Raw genomic sequence first — 26,436 nt, 5'->3', positions numbered from 1 at the left:
TACTAAGAATGAGCCCTTTGGTAAGATAAACACAAAGAGCGAAACCAAAGGGAGGATTAACACGGTGAAAAAGGTTGGGCTCTTCTCCGTTTTGTGTGTAGTGATTTTTGCTGTCATGTGGTTCGGAAACGGAAAAGAGAGCAGGAACCCATCTCCGCCGAAAAACGACTCCGTGCAAGCGATGACTGTTCAAGAGGAGAGTGTTTCTGAAAGAGAAAAACAGGAGAAAGAAAAGTTTGTACTCGAAAAAAGTGAATTTGGAAGTGTAGAGGAATGGTTGAACCACACGAACAAGTCGCTTCACTCAAACGATTATGAGCCGTTTTCGAGTAGAGAATCGTTCATGATTCACATGGCATACTCAAGCTATACTTATGCAAGACACTTTTACTACCTTGAGGATGAGATTTGGATGAAAATGAAATTGAGTGAACTGATTAAGTTGTTTGGGAAAATGAGGAACGAAAGCGATTCGAGCAAATATGATGAATATATCAAACAGTTCGATGCGATCTATAACGAAATTCAAAAAGAACAGCGCCTGTAAAGGGCGCTTTTTTATTTGCTTTTACTACAAACCAAAGGAGGAATTGACATGGCTGACTTCATTCAAGTCATCGACCCCGGCCACGGCGGCCACGATCCGGGTGCGGTAGCGAACGGACTTCGTGAAAAGGATTTGACGCTGAAAATCGCGCTCTATACGAGAGACTACATTTATGAGCTATACGAAGGTGTCAAGGTCTATCTCACTCGCGACAAAGACGTTTTTGTCAGCTTGAGCGACCGCGCTGCTTTTGCCAACCGACTCAACGCGGATCACTTTTGTAGCATTCACATCAACGCAGGTGGCGGAGAGGGATTCGAGTCGTACATTTACAACGGCTCGTATCCGAGCAAGCCGAAAACGCAGGCATTGAGAAACGTTTTACACGATACCATTGTTGCCGAAACGAAATTTGTTAATCGCGGGAAGAAAGAGGCAAACCTTGCCGTTCTCCGCGAGACGAAGATGCCTGCCGTTCTGACCGAGAATGGGTTTATTGACAATAAGGATGATGCCGATTTTCTGAAGTCGGATGACAATCTGCGGAAGATCGCACTGGCGCATGCACACGGGCTGGCCAAAGCTCATGGGTGGAGAGCGAAGCCCACGTCAGAGGCAAAGCCTGCACCGAAGCCGTCGGACGGTGGGAAGGTATTCTACCGCGTGGTGGCAGGCAGTTTCGCGGATCGGGAAAATGCTGAAAAACGAGTAAGGGAGTTGAAAGAAAAAGGGCTTGATTCCTTTATTGATGTATACAGAGCCTAACTACTTTCAAACGGAAAGGAGGTGATTTATGATAAAGGTAAATACCAAATCTAGGAGGTTTTACAAATGAAACTGTACAAACCGATGATTGGTATGTTGGTCGCTGTCTTGTTGTCGGGGTGCTCTGATTCTCCGGAAAAAGAGTCGAAAGAACCAGACAAGCCTAAGGCAGAACAGACAGAACAAGAGCGAAACACGAAGCAGGATAGCCAAAGAGAAGAACAGAGCAAGGAGAAGGGGACTCGAAACGAAGAACAAAGCTCCAAACAGGAAGATAGGTCAGAGAACCAACAATCAAAAAATGCTGAGTACGAAGCTATTCGGTCATACGTTGGGCAAAAAGTGAACTGGAAGCCGGGTGTGAAAGAGAGCATTCAAAAGTTTGTCCGAGACCACCATCAATTTTATGAGGACACGCTAACCTACGGGAGAATCAAGAATGTCAATTGGGAGCAACAAAAGAAGCACGCTGATGCCTTGATTAAGGAAGCAAAAGCAATCATCCCCGAAATCACGGAACAGATCAAAACCATGGAACAGAACAACTTGCTGGATATAGTATCTATTGATGACGATCCGAGAGATTTGAAATTGGATTTTGAAGTTCTCGAGGTTGTTCTCGAAATTGCAACAAGCCAAAAAGATACAACCGGCCTGGTGTATGCACATCGGATTTTGCACGACTTGGATGTTGAGCTGAACGGAACTAAGACACACAAATTCGGGATGAGTTCATACCATCATGGCGGCGAAAATCGCCCAGCGCTATGGGAATATATCAAAAAAAATGGCAGGGAGAGACCACAATATTGGAATGAATAAAAAGCAAGAGGTGATGTGAAGTGAATTGCGTTACAATTTTTCTGCTGTTGTGATTATCTTATGTTACCCTATCTTCACTTAAATTACATAGTAGAAAATGTTTCTTTTTGATAAAATTGTATTGTATACCAATTGAAGAACAAACTTTAGGATTGCGCAGCTTATATTTTATAGAGTTGTCCTATCCACGACATTTACTAAATGCGGTTTGTCATTGCTCAATGACGAAAACAACGAAGATGACTCGCTCAGATGTATAGATCAGACAAGAAGTAGGGGGGAAAGGAATGTCTGCGTTAGATGAATTGATTAAGAATAATGAACCCGTGGTGCTAGATAAAATCTCAAGACATAAAAACGGCCCTTGCATGAGGATCTCCTTTAAAATGAAAGTGCGAACAAACATCCAAAAGGAGAAGTCCCATGCAAGAGCACTTTCATTTTACAATAGACCAAGCAAAAATTCAAAAGCAATATGCCGCGATCTTATTCTTTGTATCAGAACAATTGCCTTGTATCCAGATGTATTTACAACGTCGAAATTGTCATTTGTTGAAGCAAGAGGATGAGGTCATCATCGCCATTCACATTCTTGGAAAATTGCTGGGGTTTACTTCGGAACGGGCTTGGCATCGATTTGTCATTGGAAACCTGTTCACAAAGGAAATGTTCCCAGAGCGCTCTCGATACAACCGTCGATGCCGGTCGTTGCGTTGGGCGATCAAATGGATTCGTCACCAACTCGCCAAACGTGGACAACATCACGCTTATGCGGTGGTGGATAGCTTACCCATTGAACTCTGCCACCACGCACGAATGTATCGCGTCAAACGATTTCAAGGAATCGCAGATATTGGGTATTGTGCATCCAAAAAGATGGCTTACTATGGATTTAAGCTTCATCTTCAGATTACCGACCAAGCGCTTCCGATGGGATATGTCCTGACCGAAGCATCCTGCCACGACCGGACAGCTGCGGAAACCGTGATGGCCCAACTTCCTCATCCGTATACACTTGGCGACAAAGGATATGTGAGCCAAGCCTTGCAAAAGAAACTATACGATGAATACAAAATCGCTTTTTGGACGCCTGCTCGGAAAAATCAACGAGTTGCGCAATCAAAAAAATGGAAACAATGGATGAAGCAAAAACGCAAAATCGTCGAAACTGCGTTCTCGGTTTTAGTGGATTCATTTCGGATTACGGAAATTCGTGCCAATTCGGTTTCTGGATTTGAAACAACGCTTGATGGCATTTTATTGGCCCATTCTCTCGTTGTTCTTGGGCTAGTGGAGCGTTGACGCTCAACTAGCACCACGGGTATATTTATATAAAGTTTTGACCTATGTCCAAATTGTAATAAGGTTAATCTCTGCTTTCATTATAAGTTCCTTCTTCTTAATTTCTCTTTTGTAGTTCGTAATACTAGAAGTTATTTTTATTATACCATTCATTAGCCTTTTTAAGAATTTCATTAATAAAGTCAGCCTTGCGCTCTGAGTATTCTAATAAATTGTTTACACCTTCGGATATTATCATCTTTTTCAACTCTGAATATCTCATTGCTTCATCTTTATTACTGCGCAAAAAGTCACGTAGAAGAATATTATTGTTCCAAATCAAGTTCCCGAATTGGGTAATGTGTACATTATATGCCTTGGGAAATCTCTTCCGAAAATAAATCCTTCCACTTACTCCTGCTTCACCAAGATATTCGTAGCCTAATTCTATGACTTTACAAATCTGAGATTTCTCCAGGGGCAAAGACTTTACACCTATCATAATGTCAACTATCGGTTTTGCCCAAATTCCAGGAATAGATGTGCTTCCTATATGTTCAATACCTAAAACCGCATCACCAAGAGCATTGCATAATTGTTCTTTTTCATATTCATACTGTCCGGCCCATTCAGGGTTATATTCCTCAATATAAATTTTCTCATTTATTTCCATTGGTACACCGCCTTCAAACACAGTGCTTCACCTCCGCCTTCATTTCATTCTAATATTACTTCTTTCTTGCCGACACAAGCAGCATCATTGGCCGGCGCAGTTCATCCAACATTCCAGGTACTGTATTAAGCATATTTTCTGCTGGCTTTGGTTCAACAACTCCTGTTATTTCAAATCCTAATTTTATGAGGCTGTTTAAGTATGTAGTAAGTGTCCGGTGATATTTAATAACTTCCTCACCTAGAAATTTAGCATTACGAATACCTTCCGTGAAATAATGGTCAACTGGCCAATGCAGAATATTACCTTTACCATCATAATACCAATCCTGAGGGCCTTGTGCTGTAAAAATGGGATGCTCTACAGAAAATACAAAATCTCCACCTTTTGAAAGACATTTATATACTCTGACTAATACATCCTCAAAGGATTTAACATAGTGAAGAGCCAGGGAACTGATAACAACATCAAAGGATTCTTCAGGAAAGTCTATGTCCTCTATTGGCATACAGATATACTCGATATTCCCATATTTTGTTTTACTCTTTGCTTCACTTAACATCTTTTGTGAAATATCAATTCCAATTACTGACCTGGCACCGTTCTCTACAGCATAGCGACAATGCCATCCAAACCCGCAGCCTAAATCCAAAACCCTTTTATCTTTGAAGTTAGGCATCATCTTTTTTAGTTCATGCCACTCCCCCGCACCTTCAAGACCATTTTTTGAACGGTTCATGTTGCTATATTTATTGAAAAAGACATCATCATCGTATTTGTTTTGTTTCATTATAATTACCCCTTTCTATTTGTCATAAATCCAGCAATAGTTAAAACAGTTATATATACAAATGCTAATTCGAACTATATACCTATCTTTTTTCTCACTCTATCGCCCCTAATAGCATCTTCCAGCCACTGCCTATAAAATAGATTGAAAATGCTACAATAAATATGCCTAACAATATAATTATCCATCGATATAGGGTATCACTTATCAGTTTCTTTCCTCTGGAAAATGCCGTGGATATTGCTGTATACCATACAAAGTCCGATAGGATATGCCCTATGAAAAAGAACAAAACACCAATTAACCCTGAAGTATAAGACTGGCGTATTGATTCCATACCTGTTGACGCCCACCAGAGAATAAAATACGGATTGGTAGCACTTACAAGCGCTCCCGCTAATGCAAGATTCCTCACTCCGGCACTATTCCCTGCTCTTTGGCTCTCCAAAGAAACTGATTTATTAATACCAGATTTTATCATTCCATAGCCCATCCATGCAAGAAAAGCACCGCCAAAAAATCCAATAAATCCTGCAACTGTCGGATTAGAAAAGAAATCTTTAAGCCCGAATGTCATGATGACAATTAATATAAATTCCAGTATTCCATGCCCTAATACTGTCAAAGGGCCTGCTGTCCACCCCTTTTTAAGACTGCCGTCAATTGTAACCCCCAACATAGGCCCAGGCATCATTGCTCCTGAAAAGCCTATTAAAAAAGCGCTGATGAAGATTCCCCACAAAACCATGTTAATTAACCCCTCATATTATCAAAATACTTTACTATCAAAATCGGCTCTATTTTTAGGGTACCGTCAAGAATTTTGTGTAATGTAAGATAGATAGGGTATCTCTGAAATAGATTTGGAATAGAGGGGGGCTGGTTCCCCCCCAGGGGACTGAATATTCAGTCTCTTGAGGGGGAAAGGGAGAATCCCCTCATCTCATCTATTTACATTATTTGGTTAATGATAACGTTCTTCAAACATTCGCTCGAGGGCTTCCTGCGCTTCGGCAAATCCTCGCAACTTTCGCCCTGCCCATTTCTCGTTAAAGTCCTGTATCGTCAAATATACGACTTTTTCAGCGGCTTCTAAACTGCTCAAACTGTTCATCGGTTTTAGGCGTTTCCGAATCTCCTTGATCGTTCGTTCGATGGCATTGGTCGTATAAATCACACTTCGAATACTGCTTGGATAGTCCATAAAGGTGAGAAGGACATCCAACTCATTTGCCCAAGATTGGACTTCCCTTGGGTATTTGTGAGACCATTTGGATTGAAACTGTTGAAACATCTCCAATGCGATTTCTTTATTCGGAGAACGATAAATGAGTTTCAGGTCCTCCGCCATTTCGAATTGATCTTTTTTCCGAACACGGCTGAGGGTGTTGCGGACTTTGTGCACGACACAGCGCTGCACATCGGCTTTCGGATACACCGCCTTAAAGGCTTCCTCCAACCCCGGAAGGCCATCGAAGACGCCAAGAAGCACTTCCTTGACGCCTCTTTTGTAGAGCTGTTGGAGAATCTCCTGCCATACATAGGCGCTTTCTTGTCCTCCTACGAAGAAATCAAGAATTTCACGATACCCTTCTTCGTTCACCCCCAATACCACATAAATAACTTCTTTCTCTACCGTATCCCGGCGAAGTTTCACGTACAAGCCGTCCAAATATAAGACCGAATAACGCTGGTGTAGTGGACGAGCGTGCCATTTCTCGATGTCTTCCTTCACGACATCGGTAATCCGGCTGATCGTCGCAGGAGAATAGGTGCTTCCTAGAATTCGTTCGATAAACTTGCCAATTTCACGCGTGCTCATGCCACTTTGGTACATCCTAATGATTGCTTCCTCCAGCCAGCCCGTGTGCCGTTGGTAAGGGGCAAACAACTGTGTTTGAAATTCCCCGTTTCGGTCTCTTGGAACCAAAAGACCCTCAATCCGGCCATATTGTGTATCTAGATTTCGCTGATAGTAGCCGTTTCTCATATTCGGCGTTCCAGCCTGTTCGATTTCGAGGAAATTTTTGATTTCTTCCCGCATAATCAGTTCTAATTTTTCTTTTACAAACTGACGAATGGCATTTTCCAGTTGATTTGCCCAGTCGACATTCGGTATACTTCTTTTAGACATAGGTAGGGTACTCCTTTCTCTGGAATGTGTTGTGGTCCAAATCAGAGAATACCCTACCTTTTTTCTTTTGTTCTAGCAAAATGCTTTACACAAAATTTTATACATCATCGCACATGTTGGCGGTGAAGATGAGTTTGACGGAGAAACGAAAGAATACGAAGTTGAATTGAAATTGAAGTAATGAAGCCTACTCACTTTGAGTAGGCTCCTTTTTTATCCATATCTCCTCAAGCGGTCTCTTCAGTTCTGTACAGATCGCATAGGCCAGATGGAACGAAATGTTGGAAAGAGAAAAGGCGGATCGCTCCGCCTTTTTTGCACGGGATAGCAGCCGAAAATAATTTTGCACAAATTTTGCACGGCAAGGAATTTGAAAGACTATAAACTTTGAAAAATCAAGGTTTAGAGGATGATGGTTTTACTCCCACCATCGGCATCGAAAAAACAAGGACAAGGGATTTCACTTTTGTGAAATCCCTTCAGACTGTTGACAAAATGGGTTTCAGACGAATGTCTGAAACCCATTTTGTTCCATAAATAGACTATGTTTTCAAAAAAAGTGGGTAGGATGGGAAGCCATGCAAAGGAAAAGAAAGGGCGGTGCTTCGCCTTCCATAGGTAATTCGCCAGTTTTTTTAAATTCATGGCAGCACAAACAAGCATCGCCTGCGCCTCATTTTTTTCCAATCCCCGGTAATGCGTCCAGCGCAGACCATGCTTCTCTTTCATATCGGCGAAATCCCGTTCAATCGTCTCTTTTCGGAGGGCATAGAGTTCCCGGTATTCCGGAACATACCGCAAATGCTCTGCTTCTTCATAGTAGTCCTGCCATACGTGGCGAGTGACTACTTTGGTGTAGCTCTTGCTTTGCGTGCACTGATGAAGATACGGACAGCTTCGGCACACCGCCGGGTCCGATTTGTATTCCCGGTACCCTTCCCGATTCGTAGTAGAGTAAGATAGAACTTGATCATTGGGGCATAGATAACAATCAAAATATTCGTCATACACAAAATCTGATTTCCGAAAGAATCCATCTTTTGTTTTCGGGCGAGTGTACGGCCAAATCGGCTTTACCCCTTGTTCGAGTAAATACTTGGCAATGGCAGGAGTTTTATATCCTGCGTCTACACACACGGCTTCCGGACATGATTGGATTTCCCGTTTCACTCGTTCGAACAGCACAAAAAACGCTTGACTGTCATGGACGTTGGCTGCCGTCACGTAGGTCTGTAGAATCCATCCGTTGCGATCACAAGCTGTATGATACGAATAGGCAAACACTCGCTCCCGTTCATTTTTCACCAACAGTCCGCTCTCCGGATCCGTTTTGCTTACTTTTACTTCCCGTTTTTTTTTTTCTCAGATGGCAACGGCGATTTTCCATGAGCGATCCGATCCCGTTCGATTTCTTTTTCGAGTTCCTGTTGGTAGGCTTTGGCTTCGACTTCTGCCATTTCCGTTGTAAACTTCTTTTTATTGGCGCTTGCTTTGACATGAGTGGAGTCTACGTACAAGACACTCGAATCTACCAATCCGTGTTCAAAGGCTTCTTTTAAAATCCGTGAAAAAATTTGATGGAATACATCCGTTCCAGCGAAACGACGCGCATAGTTTTTACTTGGCGTCGAGTGATGAGGAACGGGATCATGAAGACTAAGTCCTAAAAACCAACGGTAGGCGACGTTGGTTCGGATTTGTTCGACGGTTTCACGCATGGAGCGAATCCCAAATACATACTGAATCAAATACATTTTAAACAACATCACTGGATCAATGCTCGGACGTCCATGATCAGGAGAGTAGAGATCTTTCACCACATCATAGATAAAAGAAAAATCAATGGCCGCATCCAGCTTTCTTACCAAGTGATCCTCTGGAACCAGATCATCCAGTTTCACCGTGGTTTCGGTATAGCGCCCATCTTCTTGGTGTGGCCGAAGCATCGTTCCTTTCCTCCATTTCTCCCTCGTCTTACCTTCATAATAAAACAGCTTGTCGACTTTGTCGACAAGCTGAAGGGATTTCACTTTTGTGAAATCCCTTGTTTTTTATTTACCGAATACGATTTGAGAAAAGAACATCTTGAGAAAAGAACATCGTGTTCGGTGAGGTGAAATGGCAGAAAAAGAGCAAGAGAGGGAAAAGAGGAGAGCGAATTCATGACGAGTGATTGCTATGATAACACAGAAATGATTTCTTACTCTAAATACTCGTCACTTAGCTCGGGATTTAAATATCTTGCCATTCCTGTTTTCACCCGTTTTAATCCAAGTTTTCGATAAAATTCTTCATTTCCAGTGGTTGAGATTAAATGTACACAAGAAACATGACTGAGCTGATCCAATAAAAACTCCATGATTTTTTTCGCTATCCCTTGCTTTTGAAAATCTCGATGGACCACAACATCATAGATTGCTGCATTAAAAACCCCATCTGAAATCGCTCTTCCAAATCCAATAATCCGACCATTGATAGTAGCCAATGCGATCACATTACTTGCTTCAAAAACTTGCTTAATGATCTTGGTTGTATGCTTTGTCCAACCGACAGAACTATACACTTCTCTCATTTCATTAAGATTGGCATGAGAAAAATCACTATGTATTTTGATGTCCATCCTATCCTCCTACTGAGTCGTTGCATTAGTAAACTACTTTTATAGTAAACTACTTTTATCTATTCTGCAAGTGATTCAACCATCCTTTTTTGAACATTCCCGTCTGTTCATCAAACGAGAAAATCAACAGCATCTCAGCTTCAATGATACAATCATTTTGTTTCTCTACGGCTGCGTGGTTTCATTATCGAGGGGCATCCCTATATATGGGCTTGACTCTCACGATCGACATCGAAAGTAGAGGAAAGCCTTGATGATGAACGCATTGTTGATTTTTTCTAGGAATTCATTTCATAAAAATAAAGACGTAATTTCAATGTTCTTTTAATCAAAAAATTGCATATGGTGCATTTCACTTTTGTAATAAGATAATCGGTCATTTAGCGTGCCTGTATGAAATTCGAATTTATGTCCATCCGGATCTGTAAAATAAACGGAACGTTTGTCTCTTTCATCCCTTTCTCTACCTGGAAGAATATTGACGCCCAACTCTTTCAATTTTTCCACGACATGATCAAAGTCTTCTTCCTTTACAGAGAAAGCGATATGGGTGTATGAATGCTGGATGTCGTTGCGTGGAATATCTTGTTGAACATTTAAAGCTAACCAGATTCCGTTTAAGTCAAAGTAAGCCAAATTTCTCCCTTTGACTAATAGCTTTGCTCCGAACACGTTTTGATAAAAATGAATGGATTTCTCTAGATCAGATACAGAGAACGTCAAATGATTAATCCCTCCGATTCGCAATCGTCCTACCTCCCGTCTTAATGGTTTTTCTTCGTACTTTTTATGATTACGCTAAACGATGGAACATTTTCCTGCCTGTGGGAACGATAAAATGAAGAGGCTGACTCAAAAGGTCGTTAAACCGACCTTTTGGGGACAGCCTCTGTTTCTTTTCTTTACTATTTGGTTATTTATTCCTTTTTTGAAACGAGAATTTCTCCTTATTTCTGAATTTTATCCTGTTTTTTCTTTGTTGGATCGGTTGTGGCCGCCCACTTTCTCAAATTGTGAGCAGCACAAATAAGCCCCCATTCCAAGGTAATTTTTGGGAGCCCTCTTAACAAAAAGCGCTGAAATTGCTGGTTGTGCTTGATTTGCCCAAACACCGGCTCGTTTTCGATTTGTCGTTTTCGGTACGTCGCCGCCCCTTCTTCCGTGGACAGCCGTTTACGGATCTCTTGCCGTTGTTGTTGATTTCTCAAGGAAACGCGGATGGTTTTCGTGTCTTTGCCTTTGGCGCATGTCGCCTGAAACGGGCATCCGGCACAAGCCGTACAACGATACGTCCGTTTGACGGTAACGTACCCGTTGTCGGTCGTTTCCTTCCGTTCATACACAAACACCAACCGTTCCCCTTTGACGCAAATCCACTCATCCAGCTCCTCATCATACGTCATGTTCTCGATTCGGCCGATCTCCTTCGCCCACGCTTTCGTTTGTTCCCGATCCAACGTGTTGTACTTGATCAGGGCGACTATCTCCTTTTTCTCACAGTACGTGTAGTTCTCCTCACTCCCATAGGCGGAATCCGCAATGGCTTGTTTAGGCATTGGACGCCCATAGGCGGCCAATTGCTCCAAATGCGGAATGAAACATCCGGCATCCCCTGCCCGTTGATGCACGCTAAATCCAGTGATGAATTGGTTCTCTGTCCCAATCTGCACATTGTACCCCGGTTTGAGCTGGCCGTTTTTCATATGGTCGTCCTTCATCCGCATAAACGTGGCATCCGGATCCGTTTTCGAAAAACTGTTCCGTTCGCCTAATCTTTCTTTGTATTCTTCATATTTTTTCTTACGGGGGAGAAGATCTTGTTCCAATTGCCGTTTGGCTTTCTTTAACGTACGATTCTTCGGCTCTTTCTTTAGGCGCTCTTCCACTTGTTCGATGACGGCTTCGATCCTTTCGGACGTGATCGGTGAAGCTTCCAGCTTTTCTTGAAAATCCCCCTCTTGTTCCGCCTCTTCATCTTCTTTCGTCACCTGTTCGATCGAGGCAACGATTTTCCGGAATTTCTCCTCCAGTTTCTGATCGTACTTTTCCGTTGATTTGCGCCAAACGAATGTATATCGGTTGGCATTGGCTTCGATTTTCGTTCCATCCAGAAAATAATCCTCTAACTTGACCAGCCCTTCTTGACGCAGAAGATCGACAATGGAGAAAAACGTTTCGTAAATGATGTCCTTCATCCGTTCCGACCGAAATCGGTTGATCGTGCGAAAATCCGGTGTTTGATGGCCGGATAGCCACATAAAGTAAATGTTTTCTTTCAACTGCTTGGCGATTTGGCGAGAGGAGTAGATCCGATTGGCGTAGGCATACAGGATGACTTTCAACATCATTTTCGGATGATAGGCTGGACGCCCTCCGCCAAGATAGAGGGAAACGAACAGAGCCGGATCCATTTTTTCCACTGCCAGATCCACAATCCGGCAAAGATGATGTTTGGGAATGAAAATTTCAAGATCCATTGGCAAAATGAGTTGATCTCGGTTATAATAAATGTACATAAGAAAACCGTCCTTTCTTTGGTAGGGTTGTGGTGACTCTATTATACCAAAAGAGGAACGGTTTTCTTCTTTTTTATCCAAAAAAGTGTCCCAAAAGCGAACGCTATGCGAACACTTTTGGGACATCCTCTTTTCTTTTCAACGAATGCACCCGTTAGACCATGATGATTAAAGCGGTGGATTGTCCACACCGAAATGAACCCAATCTTCTTTGGATGGACCATAAACTCCAAAAGGTTTGAGTCCCGCTTGACGCATAAGAACAGTCACTTGGCCACGATGATGAATGATGTGCTTGATTAGCCCCATTAAGATTTGAGCATTGGTTTCTTGCCTTCCGAATGCATTTTGCACTTCCTTCAACGATTCGTCTGTCCATTGTTGTTCAATGACTTTGGCCGCATAGGAACTTACCTTTTGAAAGGTTTCTGCTATTTCTTTGGCTGAAGTTGGAACGTTTTCTGCATTTTCTACTTTATCGATCTTCAACCCGAAATGGGCTAAATATTCCGGGATGTTTGTTGTAAAATGCCACACAATCCTTCCTAACGTACGACCTTCTGGGTAAACTTTTTGGTTTAACGCTTCATCGGTCAAACCATCCAAAACCTTTTGAGTTAGGCTTGCTTCCCAATTCCATTCCCTAATGAAATCTGCGACTGTGACATACATATACAATACCTCCAAACCATGGATCATGTATTTCCTCATAGCAATACTCGTTTTTTATCTGTATGGGAGCGGTTGTCGATTGACTTGAACGAGTCACAAAACACTTTACTTTTGTAGCCTTATTGGGTATTTGTTTTATAATGGATTGTAACAAATTTACTCTTCATTAATACTACAAGAAGGGATGAGCAAATGGCAAGAATTCATGCATCCACTTTCGGGAATACACCGTTTCAGAAGCGTTTAGGACATAACAAAGAAGTGATGGAGGGGTGGGCACATTTAGGAGAAGTATGGGAAAAAGACGGGCTGCTATCAGCCGAATGAAAAGAACATTAGCGCAAGGGAATGGTTGTGAATATTGCAAAGCCAAAGGAAAAACCTGAACCTCATTCATTTAATGAAAAAATCGCTGTTGCCGTAGGATTTGTGGAGGTCTTTTTAAAACAGATATCCCGGATTCTGCTTTTGACCTATTGAGGGAATCCTTTTCCGAAGGAGAAATCAGTGAGCTTTGCGCGTTTATTATCTTTACGACGGCTCAACAGTATTTTGGTGCCATAATGAAGTTAGAAGCGCCGGAAACAGGGAATGAAATCGCACTTTCTATCCAACGATCTGGAAAATCAATCTTTTTCATATCTTGACCTTTACGTGGGAGAGAGAGCCTGCGGACGCTCACTCTGCGATTTATGGTTGGCTACAAGCAGGTGAATAGTGAAACGAGGAGGGGAAATGATGCAATATACCATTACGCCAATCGCATTTGTGAGAAACAACCGCAAAGATGTCGAAGATGATTATTGGGGGAATGTGATTTCAATCATTGAATTAGTAGATGAAATCGATGATTCCGCTTTACAAGGGATCAGTGAGTTTTCGCATTTAGATATTATTTTTTATTTTGACCGAGTGACAGATGACACCATTCACTATGGAGCAAGGCATCCAAGAAATCGTAAAGAATATCCGAAGGTCGGAATTTTTGCTCAAAGGGGCAAACATCGACCGAATAAATTAGGGTTAACAACGGTTGAATTGTTAGAACATCAAGGGCGGACATTGAAAGTAAGAGGATTAGATGCCATAGATGGTACGCCGATTATTGATATTAAACCGGTTATGAAGGAGTTCTTACCTAAAGGCGAAGTAAGGCAGCCTGCTTGGTCGGTCTCATTAATGGAACGATACTGGGATTCCTGTGATTGAATGAACGACGTACTTGATTTCAGTTGATTATGGCGTAAACATAACGGGATGCTATCATAAATAAGCTTTCCTTCCATCTTGTTTATGTCACACACCCAATTCGGGAACAATAAAAAAATTGAAAAACCGTCTTATGTAAGACGGTTCTCCAAAGATTCGATGGCCAGTTTTAACGCCATTAAGCGACGCTCATTTAATGTTTTTTGCGAACTTCCTTCCTTTGCTTTGGCTATTTGTGTTTCGATCGGCGGAATGAGACCTTGTAGAACATCTTTAGAAGTCAATATGATTTCTTCGTCATAGCAAAACTCTTCCCCATACCAAGTATTTTTTAGGCTTTCTAAACCAATTTTGACTGCGTTTCGTCTTTTTTCCACAAGAGCGGTGTTTGCACCTTTTTCTGTCATGCTTTGAAAAGCATTGGAAAGCTTATGAAAAGTGGACTCTAAGGATTGAATGGACAATTCTTGGATTTCTTGGCTAACCGTCTTCATGTACAGACCTCACTTTTCGTTGTGAATCATGCAACAGTGATATTGAGTCATACAGTTCGAATTTGGCCCAATCACCATTCAACCAAATGGCAACATGATCTTATATGATATTATTTCACGAGTGTTGATTATCCAAAATTAGACATACGCCTTCCATAAATTTGGGCATACTCAAACAAAGCAGCGGCCATCCCGGATTTCCAATCGAGAGGAAGCTGCCCAGAGAAAAAACGGCGAACGAACGAAATGAAGGAAAGAGAGACGTTCGTCTGTTTTTTGGTTTGATCATACAGCCATCGCAGCAACACATACGCGATGAACGCCGCAAACAGTTGGTTGTATACCGCATTTTCCGTCGTGCCAAACAAGGTCGGGACATTCAGATATTGCTTCACCCAACGGAAAAAGACCTCAACAGTCCAACGTTGTTGGTACATGTCGGCAATGGTTTCCGCAGACGCATGGAAGAGGTTCGTCACGACCCGAATGTCGCGGCCATTCGCATCTCGAAAGATCACCACCCGGTGACGCTTGGTGGAGCGGCATTGTTTCGTCCCCAACTGGCACGTGAAGTCGGCTTGAACCGATGAGGATGTGCTGGAAAGGCGTTTCAAGCTTTTTTTCTGATGAAGTTCGATGTTGTCCTTCATCCGAATGACAAAGAGCTGATGCTGCTCCACAAATCGATCGAGGCGTTCGATTTTGAAATACGCCCGGTCTTCCACCAGCACTTGTTGAGCGTTCGTCAACTGTTCTCCCACCGGGCCATCATGACGCAGTCCGATGGTTTCCACCACGTCTGCCGGCAACGAGGATTCCGGCGAATACGCGACGTGCAGCTTCACTCCGGCGCGTTCGCCGTGATACGGCGCCCATGGCAGGCGGTTTTTCCCGACCGTGACGGTCGTCGAATCCACCACCCGAAGCGGTTTGGGAAACCGAAGCGAGCGGCGGGTTTGGCGGTTGCACTTGGAAATGATCAACGCCAACAAGCGTTTCATGATGTCATAGGGAACTTCTTTCGCTTTCTTGGATACAGTTGAATAATGGAATCGCGGCAATCCATACAGAGGCCCCACATCGGCTCCGTGGCGAAAGCTTTTCCATTGATGCATGGCGGCCAGCAGGAAGAAGTGAATCAACTCGCGCAACGTAAAGGTTCGAGACGAATCACGATACCCAACCGCTTCGGCAATCAGTTGAATCTCTTCATCCGAAACAAGTTTTTGCATCAAATTCGGGAGTGTGGTATGCTTGTTCATAGAGAGCACCTCCTGGGTTTGTTTGTGTCGCTACTCACATTCTACAGGAAAGGTGCTCTTTTTTCTATACCCTTTGGATTTTATTGGATAATCAACACGCCTGATATTATTTGCTTTTAACCATTCTTCCAGCAGCTTACTTCCGACGTCATAAGATAACTCATCTGCTTCGACTGTGAAAATTTTGTAACCATATTTTTCATGGAGGTCATACTGATCTAATATTCTTTTCACGACTGTAGTACCCTGTTCATGATCGAGAAAAACTACCCATTGATTTGTATGCTCAAGTTTATAGGCAACTGCTTCTACATCAACATTGTTCTCATAATATCCTAAATGAAGATGCTGATTGGGATCAAATTTCACGTTGATTCACTCCTTAGTATTGATGACCATATGAAGCCATGTTTTTTATGTTAGGAGCTACTTGAGCATGTCTATAGAGGCAATTGGATGCGGCTTTTACCAAACATTGGAGCGACTGCTGGCGCCCGAAACAACGCCGCTTCCGCGTTCATGTAGGGGGAAGCGGTGTTCGGTCTTTCCACACCTTGGTGTGACGAGCACAAGCTCGCTTCCGGCAGTCGTCTATAATGTTTGGTTACATTCAAATGAATAATTCCATTTCACTGTTTTTAAAGGTAAATCCCATTTTTGTATATAACGGCTTCCCATCTTCCGTGGCATGCAGCCAAATTCGTTTGACTCCGATTGTTTTACATTCCTCAATGCAACGTTCCAACAGCGTTCTGGCCAATCCTTTTCTCCGATACGGAGGGATCGTATACACGTTCAGTATATACGCTTCGAGTCCTTTTAGATTTTGCAAAGAAGGGGGCCGTTTGAATAAGACGATGCCACTGACACTGACTATGCGATGATTGGATAAAGCGACAAAGGAAATAAATTCATGGTTTGAAAGGGCTTCTTCTAAATATTGTTTTGTTGCGGTTGTGACAAGCGTTTCCTCTTGTTCCGACTGTATTTTTCCTAACTCCTTAAGAAATTCCAAGCGCAATCGAGTCAGATCTTCGATGTCTTGAATGGTGGCTTGGCGAATTTCAAACGGCACATTCACGTCGAGCACTCCTTTCGTTTTGCGCCAGATGGTCAAAGACTTGGGTTGACGCCAGCGTTTCTGTTTCTTTCGTTCAATAGGAAAGATGATAGAAACCTAGGTGTGGCACGAATCTGGGACCCGAGCTTGCATGGAAAGACTCTCATTCAATCAATTCCTTCTCTTTTCGACAGCAGCCTTTTGAATCCCTGCCTTGGAGGGACATTGCATCATCCTTTGAGGAGGCTAGTGACAATCGCTGCTTCTTGGTACGATTGATTTTGGAGAAGTTCAACCATTAAGGTTTATCTATTAGAAGAATGCTTTTTCAATCATCACCCTTTAGGGGAAAGATGAGATCAAGGAGGAGTTACATGAAGTTTTTTCACGATATGAATGAGGACAACGAGTATTCGGCAAGCCTTGTTTGCTACACCATATTCAACATCATCACTTTGGGAAAGATAAGGTTTTTGCGCACGAAAGTAGCGGAACAGAAAAGAAAGTTACAAGAAGCCAAAAGACTTCGTTAAAATTTTAAGATGTATGATTCGGGACCGGATCTTTTCATCATCAACGGTGATGCAGACACCGTTGATCATAGCCTGTCAGGAGCATTTGGGGAAACCGGTCCTTCTTTCCGCTCAATTGATTCCATGGTGCAGGAGCTTTGTCAGTATGTGATAAGGCCATCCACGTTGGCGGGAGGGGTAGAAGAAACGGAAAAATCGAGACAAATGCAGGCTGTTGGTGCAGCCAAACAGTGCGGTTGAAACGTTCGGCTAACAGGTGATTAGGAAACTTTTACAAAAGTATATGTTACATCCTGTTGAAATAAGTTGAAAACGAACAAATAGTAAGAAAAAAAATGAAACCATATGATGGATAAAACGTATATAATAATGAAGGAATGGTTTCTAAAATATTCAAATAGGAGTGTTGACATTGAATCATAAAACTGCGGGTTTGGTTTTCGTGACAGTTGGTTTCATTTTCTTGATGCTATCATTAACTCTTACGTTGCCTACCCCTATATGGAGTGTATTGCTTGGTATAAGTATTATCTCAAACATGACAGGAACGGCAATTTTGGTGCGTTTTATAAAACAATCTCAGCGTGTATGAATCTTATTCGCTACCTTGTTTTTTAACTGCAAATCGGGATTTATTTGACAAGCACGTAGGCAGTTCTGTGGGAATTGTTTTGTGAGATTTAGAGGAACGAAAATAGATGAATGATCACTTTGTACATAAAGAAGGAGACGTTTTCAACGCTTAGTGAGAGGCATTATCAACTTCTTTATGTAAGAAAGAGGGTTCATTGGATCATGTGGTGGAAATAAATTAATCATTGTGTAAATTATCACTTTATTTTGGAATAAAAGAGGCATTTTTTTGCACAATTCTTCAGAAAGCCCTCTCCCCTTTTCTGAAAGAATGTGCTAAATTTTTTGTGAATTATTTCGGAAGAGAAAATCCATCGGTTCATAGGAGGGGGAGGAGGACGTGATTCAATTTCATGACTTTGACATTGACGTCCAAACGTATGCAGAGCGTGGAAAAGAAAACGACTTCCCTCTTCTGAAAAAGTGTCCGCATTGCCGGGCCAAGCGCCCGTTGCACCGCCACGGTTACTATGAGCGAAACGCATTGACCCCACATGGTGATTATCGCATTTGGATTGTCCGGTATCGCTGTCGGGAATGCTTGAAGACGGTGAGTGTGCTGCCTTCCTTTCTCCTCCCGTATTTTCAGTATACGTTGTCCGCCATATGGCAAGTCGTGAAAGAGCAGTTGGGATTGACCGAGGGGACGAACCGGGCTCCGTTTCTCCCGACAAAGGACGGCATCATCTTTTATGTCCGGCGGTTCTGCCGAAACCTATCAAGCCTTCACAGCTTTTTTGCGAGGCGGTGGAGGATCATAGGCCCTATCGTGAAAAAAGAAAAGGAACGGGCTTCCTGGTGGATCCGGACGTTGGAGAAACACGGTCTCTATTCGGTCATCAGAGACATGTGGGAGGACGGATTCCGACACCCTTTTGCGAATCAAATGGGATCCTGATTTTACATACATATCCTAAATTGGAAATAGTTGAGGTTCCCACAAACCTTTCCTATCGACGGAGAAAAAGCGATCCGGTACGATAAGGGCAGACGGACCGGAACGGTCCTGATTCCAAGTGAGACAAGGAGGAGATTCGAATGGATGAGTCGATGAGACACGACATTGCCCTGTTTCGGTACGGGCTAATCGCTCCGTTGGTGAATGGGCAGGTGGAACCGAAGACGTATCTGAAAGAGGTGAGCGAGCGAGTGCACCATGTTCCCCACCAGGGCGACAAACGAATCGCAGCCAAGACGATCCTCGATTGGTGCACCCGATACAAAAAAGGGGGCTTTGACGCCTTAAAGCCGAAGCGCCGTTCGGACCGCGGCCACTCAAGGCGTCTGTCGCCCGATGATGAGGATCATATTTTAGCCCTAAGAAAAGAACATCCCACCATGCCCGTGACGGTGTTCTACGAACACCTGATCGAGCAGGGGGAAATCCCAGAAAATCATACCTCTTACTTTACTATATACCGATTGTTGAAAAAACACAACCTTGTCGGGAAAGAAATCTTGCCCATGCCGGAGCGAAAGCGCTTTGCGTATGACCAGATCAATGAGCTTTGGCAAGGGGACTTATCCCATGGACCAACGATTCGAGTCAATGGGAAAGCCCAGAAAACGTTTTTGATCGCCTATATCGATGACTGCTCGCGGTTTGTGCCGTACGCGCAGTTTTTCCCTTCGGAGAAGTTTGACGGGCTGCGGATCGTCACGAAGGAAGCGGTGCTTCGTTGCGGGAAGCCGAAGCGCATTTACTCGGACAACGGGAAAATTTATCGATCCGAGGTGCTGCAGTATGCGTGCGCCGAGATGGGAATTACGCTCATCCACACCCAGCCGTATGACCCGCAAAGCAAAGGGAAAATCGAACGGTTCTTCCGCACCGTACAGACGCGGTTTTATCCGCTGCTGGAGTTGGATCCCCCGAAGTCGCTCGAAGAGCTGAACGAGCGCTTTTGGAGGTGGCTTGAAGAGGAGTATCATCGAAAACCGCACGCCTCGCTGGACGGAAAAACGCCGCATGAGGTGTTTCAATCGCAAGTGCATCTCGTGTCGTTCATCGAAGATAGCGATTGGCTGGATGCGATTTTTCTGAAGCGGGAGCACCGCAAGGTCAAAGCCGATGGAACGATCACCTTGAACAAGCAGCTGTATGAAGTGCCGCCCCGGTTCATTGGGCAATCGATTGAACTCCGCTATGACGAACGGGGCGTCTATGTGTACGAAGATGGAAGGAAGGTGGCGGAGGCCGTTCGGGTTCGTTTGGAGGACAACGCCTATGTAAAACGCCATCGGTCCCCGTTTGCGGCGATTCCGGCGAAGGAGGGAGAACACGGTGTATAAATCGTTTTACTCCCTTTCGCGGGAGCCGTTTGCGAAAGAAACAGACCCGTCCGAGGCGTATCAAGGGGCGCCGTTTCAGGAAGCGTTGCGGGCGCTGGAGTACGTGAAACGAACCCGGGGGATCGGGCTGTTAATCGGAGAGCCAGGGGCGGGCAAGACGTTCGCCCTTCGGGCGCTGAAAGAGTCATTGAATCCATCATTGTATCATGTCGTCTACTTTCCGTTATCCACCGGAGGCGTGATGGATTTTTACCGTGGTTTGGCCTTGGGATTAGGAGAGGAACCGAAGTACCGCAAGGTAGACCTCTTCCGCCAAATCCAGCAGGCGATCGAGCGATTGTATCATGAACGGCGGATCACGCCGGTGTTCATTTTGGACGAGATGCATTTAGCGAAGGATGCATTTTTACAGGACATCGCGATCTTGTTCAACTTTGAGATGGATTCGACCAACCCATTTGTCTTGATTTTGGCCGGGCTGCCCCATTTACAGGGGAAGCTGCGGCTCAATCAGCACCGCCCTCTCGACCAGCGGATCATCATGCGATACCGGATGGGGCCGCTGGAGAAGGAAGAGGTGGCGGGCTACATCAAGCATCGGATGAAACAGGCCGGGGCGAAGCACCCGATCTTCACCCCATCGGCGTTAGAGGCGATTGCCCTGCAGTCGCGGGGATGGCCTCGGGTGATCAACACGTTGGCCACGACGTGCCTGTTATACGGGTATCAGCTGAAAAAGGACGCCATTGACGAAGAAGTGGTGCGCATGGCCGCAGAGGAAATGGGGTATTAGCATGAAAGGGGCCGAATCGGCCTCTTTTGTGCTTTTTCTTTTCCATCGGTCCATCAGGCGCGCTGGAAATCTTCATCTGAAAGAGCGTGCAAACGTTCCGAAAGAATGTGCAAAATCCGGAACAATCCGCAAAAATTTTGCACATTATTTCCGAATCCGCCTGAAATAATTTGAAAAAGGGATTCTGAAATAATGTGCTAGTTTACAATTGTACTGAAACAAAAGCTTATTCCACCCATGAGGGATTCGCTCAATAAATAGATAACAGTAACAGAAGACAGGGAGAAATGTGATGTCAGGGATAAAAGTAGAAAAATTAAATGATAAGTTAGTGATTAGTTGGTTGCTATCAAAAATAGAAGTACCCATTTCTGATATTGTAAAAGTAACATTTGACGATACTTATGGCGGGGAGGAGAAAACAGCTATTCGAATTGGCACACCATATGGAGCAACGGATAGACTGGTCATTTTAACACATTCCAACACCTATATTTTATTTACGACAGATGCCATCTCCATTAAAAATAAAATCTTCTCATTTATAAACGAACAACTCCAACAGAAATAAAACTCCATTTCATGATAAGGGGGAGGGATTGAGTTTTAAGAAATCGTTGCGGATTGACCCCCTAAATTTGGACACATCCTATCTTATTTTAGGTTATTCTCAAAATTTCTCGTTTTTTCTTGGCAAGAAGACAAAATCCTCTTGCCTTATACGCGAACTTCTTTGATGATTAACGATTCCGTTTGCGCTTTTTTGTGAAATTCATGCGGTGGAAGATCAAGAATACTCGAATGAATCCTTCGCTCGTTATAAAATTTCATGTACTCCATCACGGCTTGATAAGCTTCTTCATAGCTGTCAAACGCCATTCTTCCTAGACATTCCTCCTCCAGTAAACGATGAAACGCTTCCATATGCGCATTCATATTCGGCGTCCGTGGTGGAATCCGTTCATGTTCGATTCCAAATCGCTCACAGGCAGCTTCAAAGGCATGAGAAATAAATTGCGGGCCGTTGTCTGTCCGAATCACAGGTTTATTTGCCTGTTCAAATTGCTGACGCTTGAATAACGCTCTTTGAAGCGTCTTTACGGCATCGCTTCCTGAACAACTCAACCCAATATGGTAATCAATTACCGAACGGTCATACACATCGATGAGCGACAAAACAAAGAAAAAGCGTTCTTCTCCTTCGATATATCCGTATTTCACGTCCATTTCCCATAACTGATTCGAGCCTGTAATAATGCGATTTCAAGCGAGTTTCTTCGGATATGGAATCCGTTTCTCTCGCTGCGGACGTAGTAAGTCCATCGCTTTACACAATCGATATACTTTTTTCTTACTGATCACAAGCTGATGGTCTCTTCTTAACTGAATGGTCAGCTTTCGATATCCGTAGGCAAATCCTTCTCCCATCACAAGCTCAGAGAGCCATTCTTGGATTTGTTCGTCTGACACTTTTTCGCCAGTTGCCGTTAGAGAGTAGCCGGGTGTTGGACGTCCCCCACCTACTGTTTTCTTCTCGACTTTTCCGTTCTGCTGATAATAGTAGGTTGAGCGATTGATTTCTAGAATCTCCAATACTTTTGTAATCGGATATCTTTTCTTGATCCACTGCTCAGCCCGAGTTCGACAGTGACTAGGCAAACAAATCGCCTCCCAGCCCTTGATACAGAAGGGCTGAGAGGCAATTGGGCATACTTCTAGCGTGTATCTAGGAGCGAGGATGAATGTCTAGGATCTTCAGAGGAGGCTCCAGCCCTAGAGCCACAGAGGTTTTCCTTTGTTTGGTCGTGATCTTTGTACACTGATAGAGGTCACGATATTTTGAAGAAAAATGTCCTAACGTGGAGCGCTGACATTTGTCTCTTACTTTCGGCCACGATTTTACTCTCGATTCGGATCAAGAGGAGGATTAGACCGTGGAGAAGCACGTGAGCATAGATGCAATCCTCCAATTGATGGTACATTGACAGTAACCACGGTTACCCATCGAATGTACATGTCTATATTATAAACAAAAAAACTTTATATTAAAAGGATTAAATTATAAAGCGTGTGCCTATGAAATTCGGCGTTTTTTCCTAGGTTAACCACCGCTAAACCCTTGATATAACGGCATTTCTGGCATTTTCATTTGCCTAAAATGGGCCTCAAACTGTCGAACTCGGGGCTCAGCTACTTCCAATTTTTCAGTAAGTGAGGGTTCTTCTTTTTTATCAAATCACGCAAAATCGCGATTTCTAAATCTTTTTCCCCTAATAGCTTCTTGAGCTGCTCGTTTTCTTCCTCCAGCCGTTTGATTTCAGCTGAAGAGGGAGAGGAAACCATTTCTTGTCCTAGTTTTCCTTCTTCATATGCCTTCACCCATCTTTGCACAAGATTCGGGCTAAGCTCGTATCTTCTAGCTACCAATGCTTTATTTCCGACTTCTAATGCTTCTTTCACCACTTGTAGCTTAAATTCCTTCGAATGTTTTCTTCGTTTCATGTAATATCAAAAGCCCCCTTCATTTGGTCACTTCGATTATAAAAAACACCTTATCGAGTGTCCAAATTCATTAGGGGGCTAATGAGGTTGAAAACGATGAGATAAATGAAACAATTAAATGCATGTAGATCGTGCAAAAATGCCCTAGGGTTATTTAAATGATTCAAGTAGCGGAAGCATTACTTCAAGAAGCAGGGAGTAATGCTTTTTTTGTTGAAGTAGAAAGCGGTTTAGTGGGAAAACTCCTCTATATTTTTGCAAGAAAGCCGCTATTTATCATGTGCCCATATGGAAACGGAAAAGGGGCGGCCAACATGGAGCTAGAACCAGTGCGAACACCTGATGGAAAAGAAGAGGTTGTCATTCGTCTAGCTGATCCAGATGAGGCTCATCTCATCCATCAGATCACGATGGCTGCGTTCGCCGAATATGAGCATGATCGTGTTCCCTCTGCAGCTTTGAACGAAACCGTCGAGTTCATTAGAGAGCGATTAGAGGACGGGGATGAACAGGCTCTTCTTTGTATTCAGAGCGGCCGGCCGATTGGAACGGTGCGGTTTCAAATGGATGAACATTCGCTTTCGTTTTTCCGTCTTGCCGCCTGTCCCAAGGAGCAGGGGAAAGGGAGAGCCAAAGCCATGTTAGCCTTTCTTGAAAGGTATGCAAAAGAAAACGGGAAGAAGGAAATATGGTGCAACGTCCGGCGGTCGGTCGCACGCAATATCCGGCTGTATCAATCGGTAGGGTATGCCCTCGTTCAAGAACAAACGGTTATCAGCGCTAATGGAGTGCCGGTAAAGGTCGTGATGATGAAAAAAGAGATAACGGGCGTGGAAGCATGAGAGGAAGAGATGTGTTCCGTTGAGGCGGGAATTGGGGGGACAACGGTTGTTCATCGGTCGAACCGTCTTCTAAAGCGAAAGAAAGGGCGGGGATGCATTCGTTGTTCGCCCATATCGTTCCACATCGAAAAATAGCGAAAGTGAATGGAATGGACGGTGCAGGAGATGGCGACCGAAGCCTCCGTTATTTGAATGGATGAGGCCGGGAAGGCGTCTAGCGCTTCCCGGCCGATGAAGGAGCGGTTATTTGCGCACGGCGTGGAGGTAATGAGTATGTTCAAACGCCGCTAGGTCATCATTGCGATTGGAGAAAAATTGTGTTTGGATTTGTTGTGGCGATACGTGTTCGAAAATCAGGAGATGGTCGTACTGTAGCTGTTGTTCCAATTCCTTGATTGAATACGCCGCTTTCATCGGCTCACCGCTTTGTTGGGCAAGAGCAAGCGTGTTTTGCACCCGCTTGACGGGGGAGGTAAACAGCTGCTCATCCGCAAAATCAAACACGATGGAGCTGCCTTCTGTCATCAATGGAGCGAGTTGGTGCAAAAGGCGATAGAAGTGCTCTTTTTCCAGATAATACGAGACGCCAAGCAGACTGAATACGGTTTTTTCACTTGGGCGAAAGCCGGCTGCGAGCAATCGGGGGGCTACGTCATCTTTGGTAAAATCAGCGGCGACCAGTTGCAAGCAGTTCGGCATCTTCCAGTTGGCCATGTGGATGCGTTCGCGCTTGAATTGCTGCGTGTTGGGGTGGTCGACTTCGAATATCGTCAGGCCGCTGTTTGGATGGCGGAAGGCGAACGTATCCAGCCCTGCTCCTAAAATGACATATTGCGTCGCGCCAAGTCGCTTTTCGTGGTGGATGATCCGTTCGATATAGGCAGCGCGAGCGATTGGAGTCGGAGCGAGCTGCGTTTGGACGATCCATTTCACTTTCTCTTCGTCCGATGAGAACGCATCAAGCCGCTCGGGGGCAAAAAATCCCAAGCCGTTGGCGAGAAAGGTTTGGATTTGTTTGTATTCTTCGTCTGTGATCAGCTGTCTGGCCATATCGTCACGAAAAATGACAGGCGTGTCGTGTTCCGTATGATAGGCGCGGACGAAACAGGACATCAATGCGGTCATGCTCGGTTCATTTGGTTTCATCGCAATGGCTCCTTTGCGAGACTATTGAAAATCATCTTCTGGCCGTAGGCGAAAAACTGCTCTTTCGTCTTGCTGAGTGTCGGCAGCAAAAACGCTCCTTTTGTTTCGACAAGGTCAAACAGCGCATGTAGTTGTGCAGAAAACACGTACACGGTCATCATGACGTCCGCCGTTTCGCGGACAACGCCTTCTGCGATGCCTTGCTCAATCCAGCGGGCGAGGGCGTCATTGATGGCCGTTCCTAAAGAGAAAATGGTTTCCATGGTTGGCGTTACTGTCTCAAGCGCTTTCGGTTGAAACTGATGGACGGCGCGCGCCGAAACGGGACAATGTTCGTAGTAAGCGCGCATCGCTTTACAAATGTGTTCGTACTTAGCCAAAAACGGCTGCTCGGCTTGCACGATGTCGGTTAGGCGATCACGCAACTGTTCGAGACCATTCGCGACGATGTAGTACAAAATCTCCTCCTTTGTGTCAAAGTAGCGGTACACCGTGCGGCGGCTGTATCCCGACGCTGCGCAAATGTCGCTGATTGACGTGCCGTCAAACCCGCGTTCGAGAAACAACCGCTCAGCGGCTTGGGCAATCGTTTGTTTGTGCACAGCAGCAATATGTTCTTTCATAGTGGATACCCCTAGTATCAAAAGTATACTATGAGTATACTTTTTGTTTTTCTGTTCGTCAAGTGGTTGCTTTATTGACAAACGGGCCATCCAAACAATGGCGGATGATGAAAGGATTAGGGTGGTGGTTCGTAGAGCATACCGAAAATGGATGTTTCGACTTTCATCCGGCGAATCACTAAGAATATATCGGGGCTTTTGGTGAAGGTACAAGGGTTTGACGGCAA

The 26,436-nt window shown here is 44.1% G+C and carries 28 protein-coding genes and 2 pseudogenes; 12 read left to right on the top strand and 18 right to left on the bottom strand.

Features of this window, described 5'->3' with window-relative positions:
• The first annotated feature begins 64 nt into the window (after positions 1 to 64).
• The 4 genes from NSQ22_RS15125 to NSQ22_RS15110 all read left to right on the top strand — a co-directional run bounded on the left by NSQ22_RS15125 (position 65) and on the right by NSQ22_RS15110 (position 3,436).
• Entirely contained in the window at positions 65 to 547 is a 483-nt protein-coding gene (locus NSQ22_RS15125) for a hypothetical protein (protein WP_339263733.1), read from the top strand.
• Between the two features lie 48 nt (positions 548 to 595).
• Complete coding sequence (locus tag NSQ22_RS15120) at positions 596 to 1,312, top strand: N-acetylmuramoyl-L-alanine amidase (protein WP_339263731.1); 717 nt, start codon at positions 596 to 598, stop codon at positions 1,310 to 1,312.
• A gap of 66 nt (positions 1,313 to 1,378) precedes the next feature.
• On the top strand, positions 1,379 to 2,134 hold the full coding sequence (locus NSQ22_RS15115) for a hypothetical protein (protein WP_339263730.1): 756 nt from the start codon (positions 1,379 to 1,381) through the stop codon (positions 2,132 to 2,134).
• 423 nt (positions 2,135 to 2,557) lie between these two features.
• Positions 2,558 to 3,436 (top strand): IS982 family transposase, encoded by an 879-nt coding sequence (locus NSQ22_RS15110; RefSeq protein ID WP_190300603.1) that lies wholly within the window; start codon positions 2,558 to 2,560, stop codon positions 3,434 to 3,436.
• A gap of 124 nt (positions 3,437 to 3,560) precedes the next feature.
• On the opposite strand, the gene NSQ22_RS15105 is transcribed toward NSQ22_RS15110, so the two are convergent.
• The 9 genes and pseudogenes from NSQ22_RS15105 to NSQ22_RS15065 all read right to left on the bottom strand — a co-directional run bounded on the left by NSQ22_RS15105 (position 3,561) and on the right by NSQ22_RS15065 (position 12,820).
• Positions 3,561 to 4,109 carry a GrpB family protein gene (locus NSQ22_RS15105; protein ID WP_339263728.1) on the bottom strand — a complete coding sequence of 183 codons (549 nt, stop codon included), beginning with the start codon at positions 4,107 to 4,109 and terminating at the stop codon, positions 3,561 to 3,563.
• Between the two features lie 34 nt (positions 4,110 to 4,143).
• On the bottom strand, positions 4,144 to 4,878 hold the full coding sequence (locus NSQ22_RS15100; RefSeq protein ID WP_339263726.1) for a class I SAM-dependent methyltransferase: 735 nt from the start codon (positions 4,876 to 4,878) through the stop codon (positions 4,144 to 4,146).
• 94 nt (positions 4,879 to 4,972) lie between these two features.
• A complete protein-coding gene (locus NSQ22_RS15095; protein ID WP_339263725.1) occupies positions 4,973 to 5,626 on the bottom strand; it encodes a LysE family transporter in 654 nt (217 codons plus the stop codon).
• A 216-nt stretch (positions 5,627 to 5,842) separates the two neighbouring features.
• Positions 5,843 to 7,012, bottom strand: a complete 1,170-nt coding sequence (locus NSQ22_RS15090) for an IS256 family transposase (protein ID WP_339263724.1) — start codon at positions 7,010 to 7,012, stop codon at positions 5,843 to 5,845.
• Positions 7,013 to 7,414: 402 nt separating this feature from the next.
• Positions 7,415 to 8,958 (bottom strand): annotated as a pseudogene (locus NSQ22_RS15085) (IS1182 family transposase).
• Positions 8,959 to 9,212: 254 nt separating this feature from the next.
• Positions 9,213 to 9,632: a GNAT family N-acetyltransferase gene (locus NSQ22_RS15080; protein WP_008881006.1), complete on the bottom strand. Its 420-nt coding sequence runs from the start codon at positions 9,630 to 9,632 to the stop codon at positions 9,213 to 9,215.
• A gap of 324 nt (positions 9,633 to 9,956) precedes the next feature.
• Positions 9,957 to 10,379 (bottom strand): metallothiol transferase FosB, encoded by a 423-nt coding sequence (gene fosB, locus NSQ22_RS15075; protein WP_008881005.1) that lies wholly within the window; start codon positions 10,377 to 10,379, stop codon positions 9,957 to 9,959.
• 200 nt (positions 10,380 to 10,579) lie between these two features.
• Positions 10,580 to 12,148, bottom strand: coding sequence for an IS1182 family transposase (locus NSQ22_RS15070; protein ID WP_087959916.1), 1,569 nt, complete (start codon positions 12,146 to 12,148; stop codon positions 10,580 to 10,582).
• A gap of 168 nt (positions 12,149 to 12,316) precedes the next feature.
• Entirely contained in the window at positions 12,317 to 12,820 is a 504-nt protein-coding gene (locus NSQ22_RS15065; RefSeq protein ID WP_029760538.1) for a DinB family protein, read from the bottom strand.
• Between the two features lie 192 nt (positions 12,821 to 13,012).
• Between NSQ22_RS15065 and NSQ22_RS15060 the strand changes: the two are divergent.
• Together NSQ22_RS15060 and tsaA are read left to right on the top strand one after the other, a co-directional pair.
• Positions 13,013 to 13,467: pseudogene (locus NSQ22_RS15060) on the top strand (carboxymuconolactone decarboxylase family protein).
• Between the two features lie 91 nt (positions 13,468 to 13,558).
• On the top strand, positions 13,559 to 14,029 hold the full coding sequence (gene tsaA / locus NSQ22_RS15055) for a tRNA (N6-threonylcarbamoyladenosine(37)-N6)-methyltransferase TrmO (protein ID WP_008881002.1): 471 nt from the start codon (positions 13,559 to 13,561) through the stop codon (positions 14,027 to 14,029).
• Positions 14,030 to 14,160: 131 nt separating this feature from the next.
• On the opposite strand, the gene NSQ22_RS15050 is transcribed toward tsaA, so the two are convergent.
• The 4 genes from NSQ22_RS15050 to NSQ22_RS15035 all read right to left on the bottom strand — a co-directional run bounded on the left by NSQ22_RS15050 (position 14,161) and on the right by NSQ22_RS15035 (position 16,866).
• Entirely contained in the window at positions 14,161 to 14,523 is a 363-nt protein-coding gene (locus NSQ22_RS15050) for a hypothetical protein (RefSeq protein ID WP_008881001.1), read from the bottom strand.
• 128 nt (positions 14,524 to 14,651) lie between these two features.
• Positions 14,652 to 15,785, bottom strand: a complete 1,134-nt coding sequence (locus tag NSQ22_RS15045) for an IS4-like element IS5377 family transposase (RefSeq protein ID WP_015374614.1) — start codon at positions 15,783 to 15,785, stop codon at positions 14,652 to 14,654.
• Between the two features lie 30 nt (positions 15,786 to 15,815).
• Positions 15,816 to 16,154 (bottom strand): DUF3986 family protein, encoded by a 339-nt coding sequence (locus NSQ22_RS15040; RefSeq protein ID WP_339263721.1) that lies wholly within the window; start codon positions 16,152 to 16,154, stop codon positions 15,816 to 15,818.
• Positions 16,155 to 16,395: 241 nt separating this feature from the next.
• Positions 16,396 to 16,866 (bottom strand): GNAT family N-acetyltransferase, encoded by a 471-nt coding sequence (locus tag NSQ22_RS15035; protein ID WP_008880998.1) that lies wholly within the window; start codon positions 16,864 to 16,866, stop codon positions 16,396 to 16,398.
• Between the two features lie 521 nt (positions 16,867 to 17,387).
• On the opposite strand from NSQ22_RS15035, the gene NSQ22_RS15030 reads away from it, so the two are divergent.
• From NSQ22_RS15030 to NSQ22_RS15010, 5 genes are all read left to right on the top strand, one after another.
• On the top strand, positions 17,388 to 17,618 hold the full coding sequence (locus NSQ22_RS15030) for a hypothetical protein (RefSeq protein ID WP_029760540.1): 231 nt from the start codon (positions 17,388 to 17,390) through the stop codon (positions 17,616 to 17,618).
• A 733-nt stretch (positions 17,619 to 18,351) separates the two neighbouring features.
• A complete protein-coding gene (locus NSQ22_RS15025) occupies positions 18,352 to 18,909 on the top strand; it encodes a DUF6431 domain-containing protein (RefSeq protein WP_190300663.1) in 558 nt (185 codons plus the stop codon).
• 140 nt (positions 18,910 to 19,049) lie between these two features.
• Positions 19,050 to 20,303 carry an IS481 family transposase gene (locus NSQ22_RS15020; RefSeq protein WP_021292743.1) on the top strand — a complete coding sequence of 418 codons (1,254 nt, stop codon included), beginning with the start codon at positions 19,050 to 19,052 and terminating at the stop codon, positions 20,301 to 20,303.
• Positions 20,296 to 21,096, top strand: coding sequence for an AAA family ATPase (locus tag NSQ22_RS15015; protein WP_011230382.1), 801 nt, complete (start codon positions 20,296 to 20,298; stop codon positions 21,094 to 21,096). The genes NSQ22_RS15020 and NSQ22_RS15015 overlap by 8 nt, the downstream gene beginning before the upstream one ends.
• Before the next feature lie 292 nt (positions 21,097 to 21,388).
• Entirely contained in the window at positions 21,389 to 21,667 is a 279-nt protein-coding gene (locus tag NSQ22_RS15010) for a hypothetical protein (RefSeq protein ID WP_008880996.1), read from the top strand.
• A 146-nt stretch (positions 21,668 to 21,813) separates the two neighbouring features.
• On the opposite strand, the gene NSQ22_RS15005 is transcribed toward NSQ22_RS15010, so the two are convergent.
• The 3 genes from NSQ22_RS15005 to NSQ22_RS14995 form a co-directional block, all read right to left on the bottom strand.
• On the bottom strand, positions 21,814 to 22,350 hold the full coding sequence (locus NSQ22_RS15005; protein WP_339264645.1) for a DDE-type integrase/transposase/recombinase: 537 nt from the start codon (positions 22,348 to 22,350) through the stop codon (positions 21,814 to 21,816).
• 9 nt (positions 22,351 to 22,359) lie between these two features.
• Positions 22,360 to 22,755 (bottom strand): IS3 family transposase, encoded by a 396-nt coding sequence (locus NSQ22_RS15000; RefSeq protein ID WP_339263717.1) that lies wholly within the window; start codon positions 22,753 to 22,755, stop codon positions 22,360 to 22,362.
• A 531-nt stretch (positions 22,756 to 23,286) separates the two neighbouring features.
• Positions 23,287 to 23,598 carry a transposase gene (locus NSQ22_RS14995; protein WP_011886984.1) on the bottom strand — a complete coding sequence of 104 codons (312 nt, stop codon included), beginning with the start codon at positions 23,596 to 23,598 and terminating at the stop codon, positions 23,287 to 23,289.
• Positions 23,599 to 23,912: 314 nt separating this feature from the next.
• Here NSQ22_RS14995 and NSQ22_RS14990 point away from each other — a divergent pair, with 314 nt between their 5' ends.
• On the top strand, positions 23,913 to 24,440 hold the full coding sequence (locus tag NSQ22_RS14990) for a GNAT family N-acetyltransferase (protein ID WP_060476133.1): 528 nt from the start codon (positions 23,913 to 23,915) through the stop codon (positions 24,438 to 24,440).
• 243 nt (positions 24,441 to 24,683) lie between these two features.
• On the opposite strand, the gene NSQ22_RS14985 is transcribed toward NSQ22_RS14990, so the two are convergent.
• Both NSQ22_RS14985 and NSQ22_RS14980 read right to left on the bottom strand, forming a co-directional pair.
• Positions 24,684 to 25,586: a class I SAM-dependent methyltransferase gene (locus NSQ22_RS14985; RefSeq protein WP_339263716.1), complete on the bottom strand. Its 903-nt coding sequence runs from the start codon at positions 25,584 to 25,586 to the stop codon at positions 24,684 to 24,686.
• Entirely contained in the window at positions 25,583 to 26,209 is a 627-nt protein-coding gene (locus tag NSQ22_RS14980) for a TetR/AcrR family transcriptional regulator (protein ID WP_029760543.1), read from the bottom strand. The genes NSQ22_RS14985 and NSQ22_RS14980 overlap by 4 nt, the downstream gene beginning before the upstream one ends.
• Positions 26,210 to 26,436: the final 227 nt, after the last annotated feature.

The organism is Geobacillus sp. FSL K6-3411 (assembly GCF_037965715.1).
GTDB lineage: Bacteria > Bacillota > Bacilli > Bacillales > Anoxybacillaceae > Geobacillus > Geobacillus thermodenitrificans.
Note: the sequence above shows the minus strand (reverse complement) of the source record. Positions and strands in the feature narration are given on the sequence as shown.

What these genes read in the sequence shown, in the direction of transcription:
- NSQ22_RS14995 (WP_011886984.1), bottom strand. Translation starts at nt 23,598, where the DNA reads ATGAAACGAAGAAAACATTCGAAGGAATTTAAGCTACAAGTGGTGAAA.
- NSQ22_RS15095 (WP_339263725.1), bottom strand. Translation starts at nt 5,626, where the DNA reads ATGGTTTTGTGGGGAATCTTCATCAGCGCTTTTTTAATAGGCTTTTCA.
- NSQ22_RS15050 (WP_008881001.1), bottom strand. Translation starts at nt 14,523, where the DNA reads ATGAAGACGGTTAGCCAAGAAATCCAAGAATTGTCCATTCAATCCTTA.
- NSQ22_RS14985 (WP_339263716.1), bottom strand. Translation starts at nt 25,586, where the DNA reads ATGAAACCAAATGAACCGAGCATGACCGCATTGATGTCCTGTTTCGTC.
- NSQ22_RS15080 (WP_008881006.1), bottom strand. Translation starts at nt 9,632, where the DNA reads ATGGACATCAAAATACATAGTGATTTTTCTCATGCCAATCTTAATGAA.
- tsaA (WP_008881002.1), top strand. Translation starts at nt 13,559, where the DNA reads ATGCAATATACCATTACGCCAATCGCATTTGTGAGAAACAACCGCAAA.
- NSQ22_RS15065 (WP_029760538.1), bottom strand. Translation starts at nt 12,820, where the DNA reads ATGTATGTCACAGTCGCAGATTTCATTAGGGAATGGAATTGGGAAGCA.
- NSQ22_RS15110 (WP_190300603.1), top strand. Translation starts at nt 2,558, where the DNA reads ATGCAAGAGCACTTTCATTTTACAATAGACCAAGCAAAAATTCAAAAG.
- NSQ22_RS15100 (WP_339263726.1), bottom strand. Translation starts at nt 4,878, where the DNA reads ATGAAACAAAACAAATACGATGATGATGTCTTTTTCAATAAATATAGC.
- NSQ22_RS15030 (WP_029760540.1), top strand. Translation starts at nt 17,388, where the DNA reads ATGTATGATTCGGGACCGGATCTTTTCATCATCAACGGTGATGCAGAC.
- NSQ22_RS15020 (WP_021292743.1), top strand. Translation starts at nt 19,050, where the DNA reads ATGGATGAGTCGATGAGACACGACATTGCCCTGTTTCGGTACGGGCTA.
- NSQ22_RS14990 (WP_060476133.1), top strand. Translation starts at nt 23,913, where the DNA reads ATGGAGCTAGAACCAGTGCGAACACCTGATGGAAAAGAAGAGGTTGTC.
- NSQ22_RS15010 (WP_008880996.1), top strand. Translation starts at nt 21,389, where the DNA reads ATGTCAGGGATAAAAGTAGAAAAATTAAATGATAAGTTAGTGATTAGT.
- NSQ22_RS15070 (WP_087959916.1), bottom strand. Translation starts at nt 12,148, where the DNA reads ATGTACATTTATTATAACCGAGATCAACTCATTTTGCCAATGGATCTT.
- NSQ22_RS15090 (WP_339263724.1), bottom strand. Translation starts at nt 7,012, where the DNA reads ATGTCTAAAAGAAGTATACCGAATGTCGACTGGGCAAATCAACTGGAA.
- NSQ22_RS15115 (WP_339263730.1), top strand. Translation starts at nt 1,379, where the DNA reads ATGAAACTGTACAAACCGATGATTGGTATGTTGGTCGCTGTCTTGTTG.
- NSQ22_RS15120 (WP_339263731.1), top strand. Translation starts at nt 596, where the DNA reads ATGGCTGACTTCATTCAAGTCATCGACCCCGGCCACGGCGGCCACGAT.
- NSQ22_RS15045 (WP_015374614.1), bottom strand. Translation starts at nt 15,785, where the DNA reads ATGAACAAGCATACCACACTCCCGAATTTGATGCAAAAACTTGTTTCG.
- NSQ22_RS14980 (WP_029760543.1), bottom strand. Translation starts at nt 26,209, where the DNA reads ATGAAAGAACATATTGCTGCTGTGCACAAACAAACGATTGCCCAAGCC.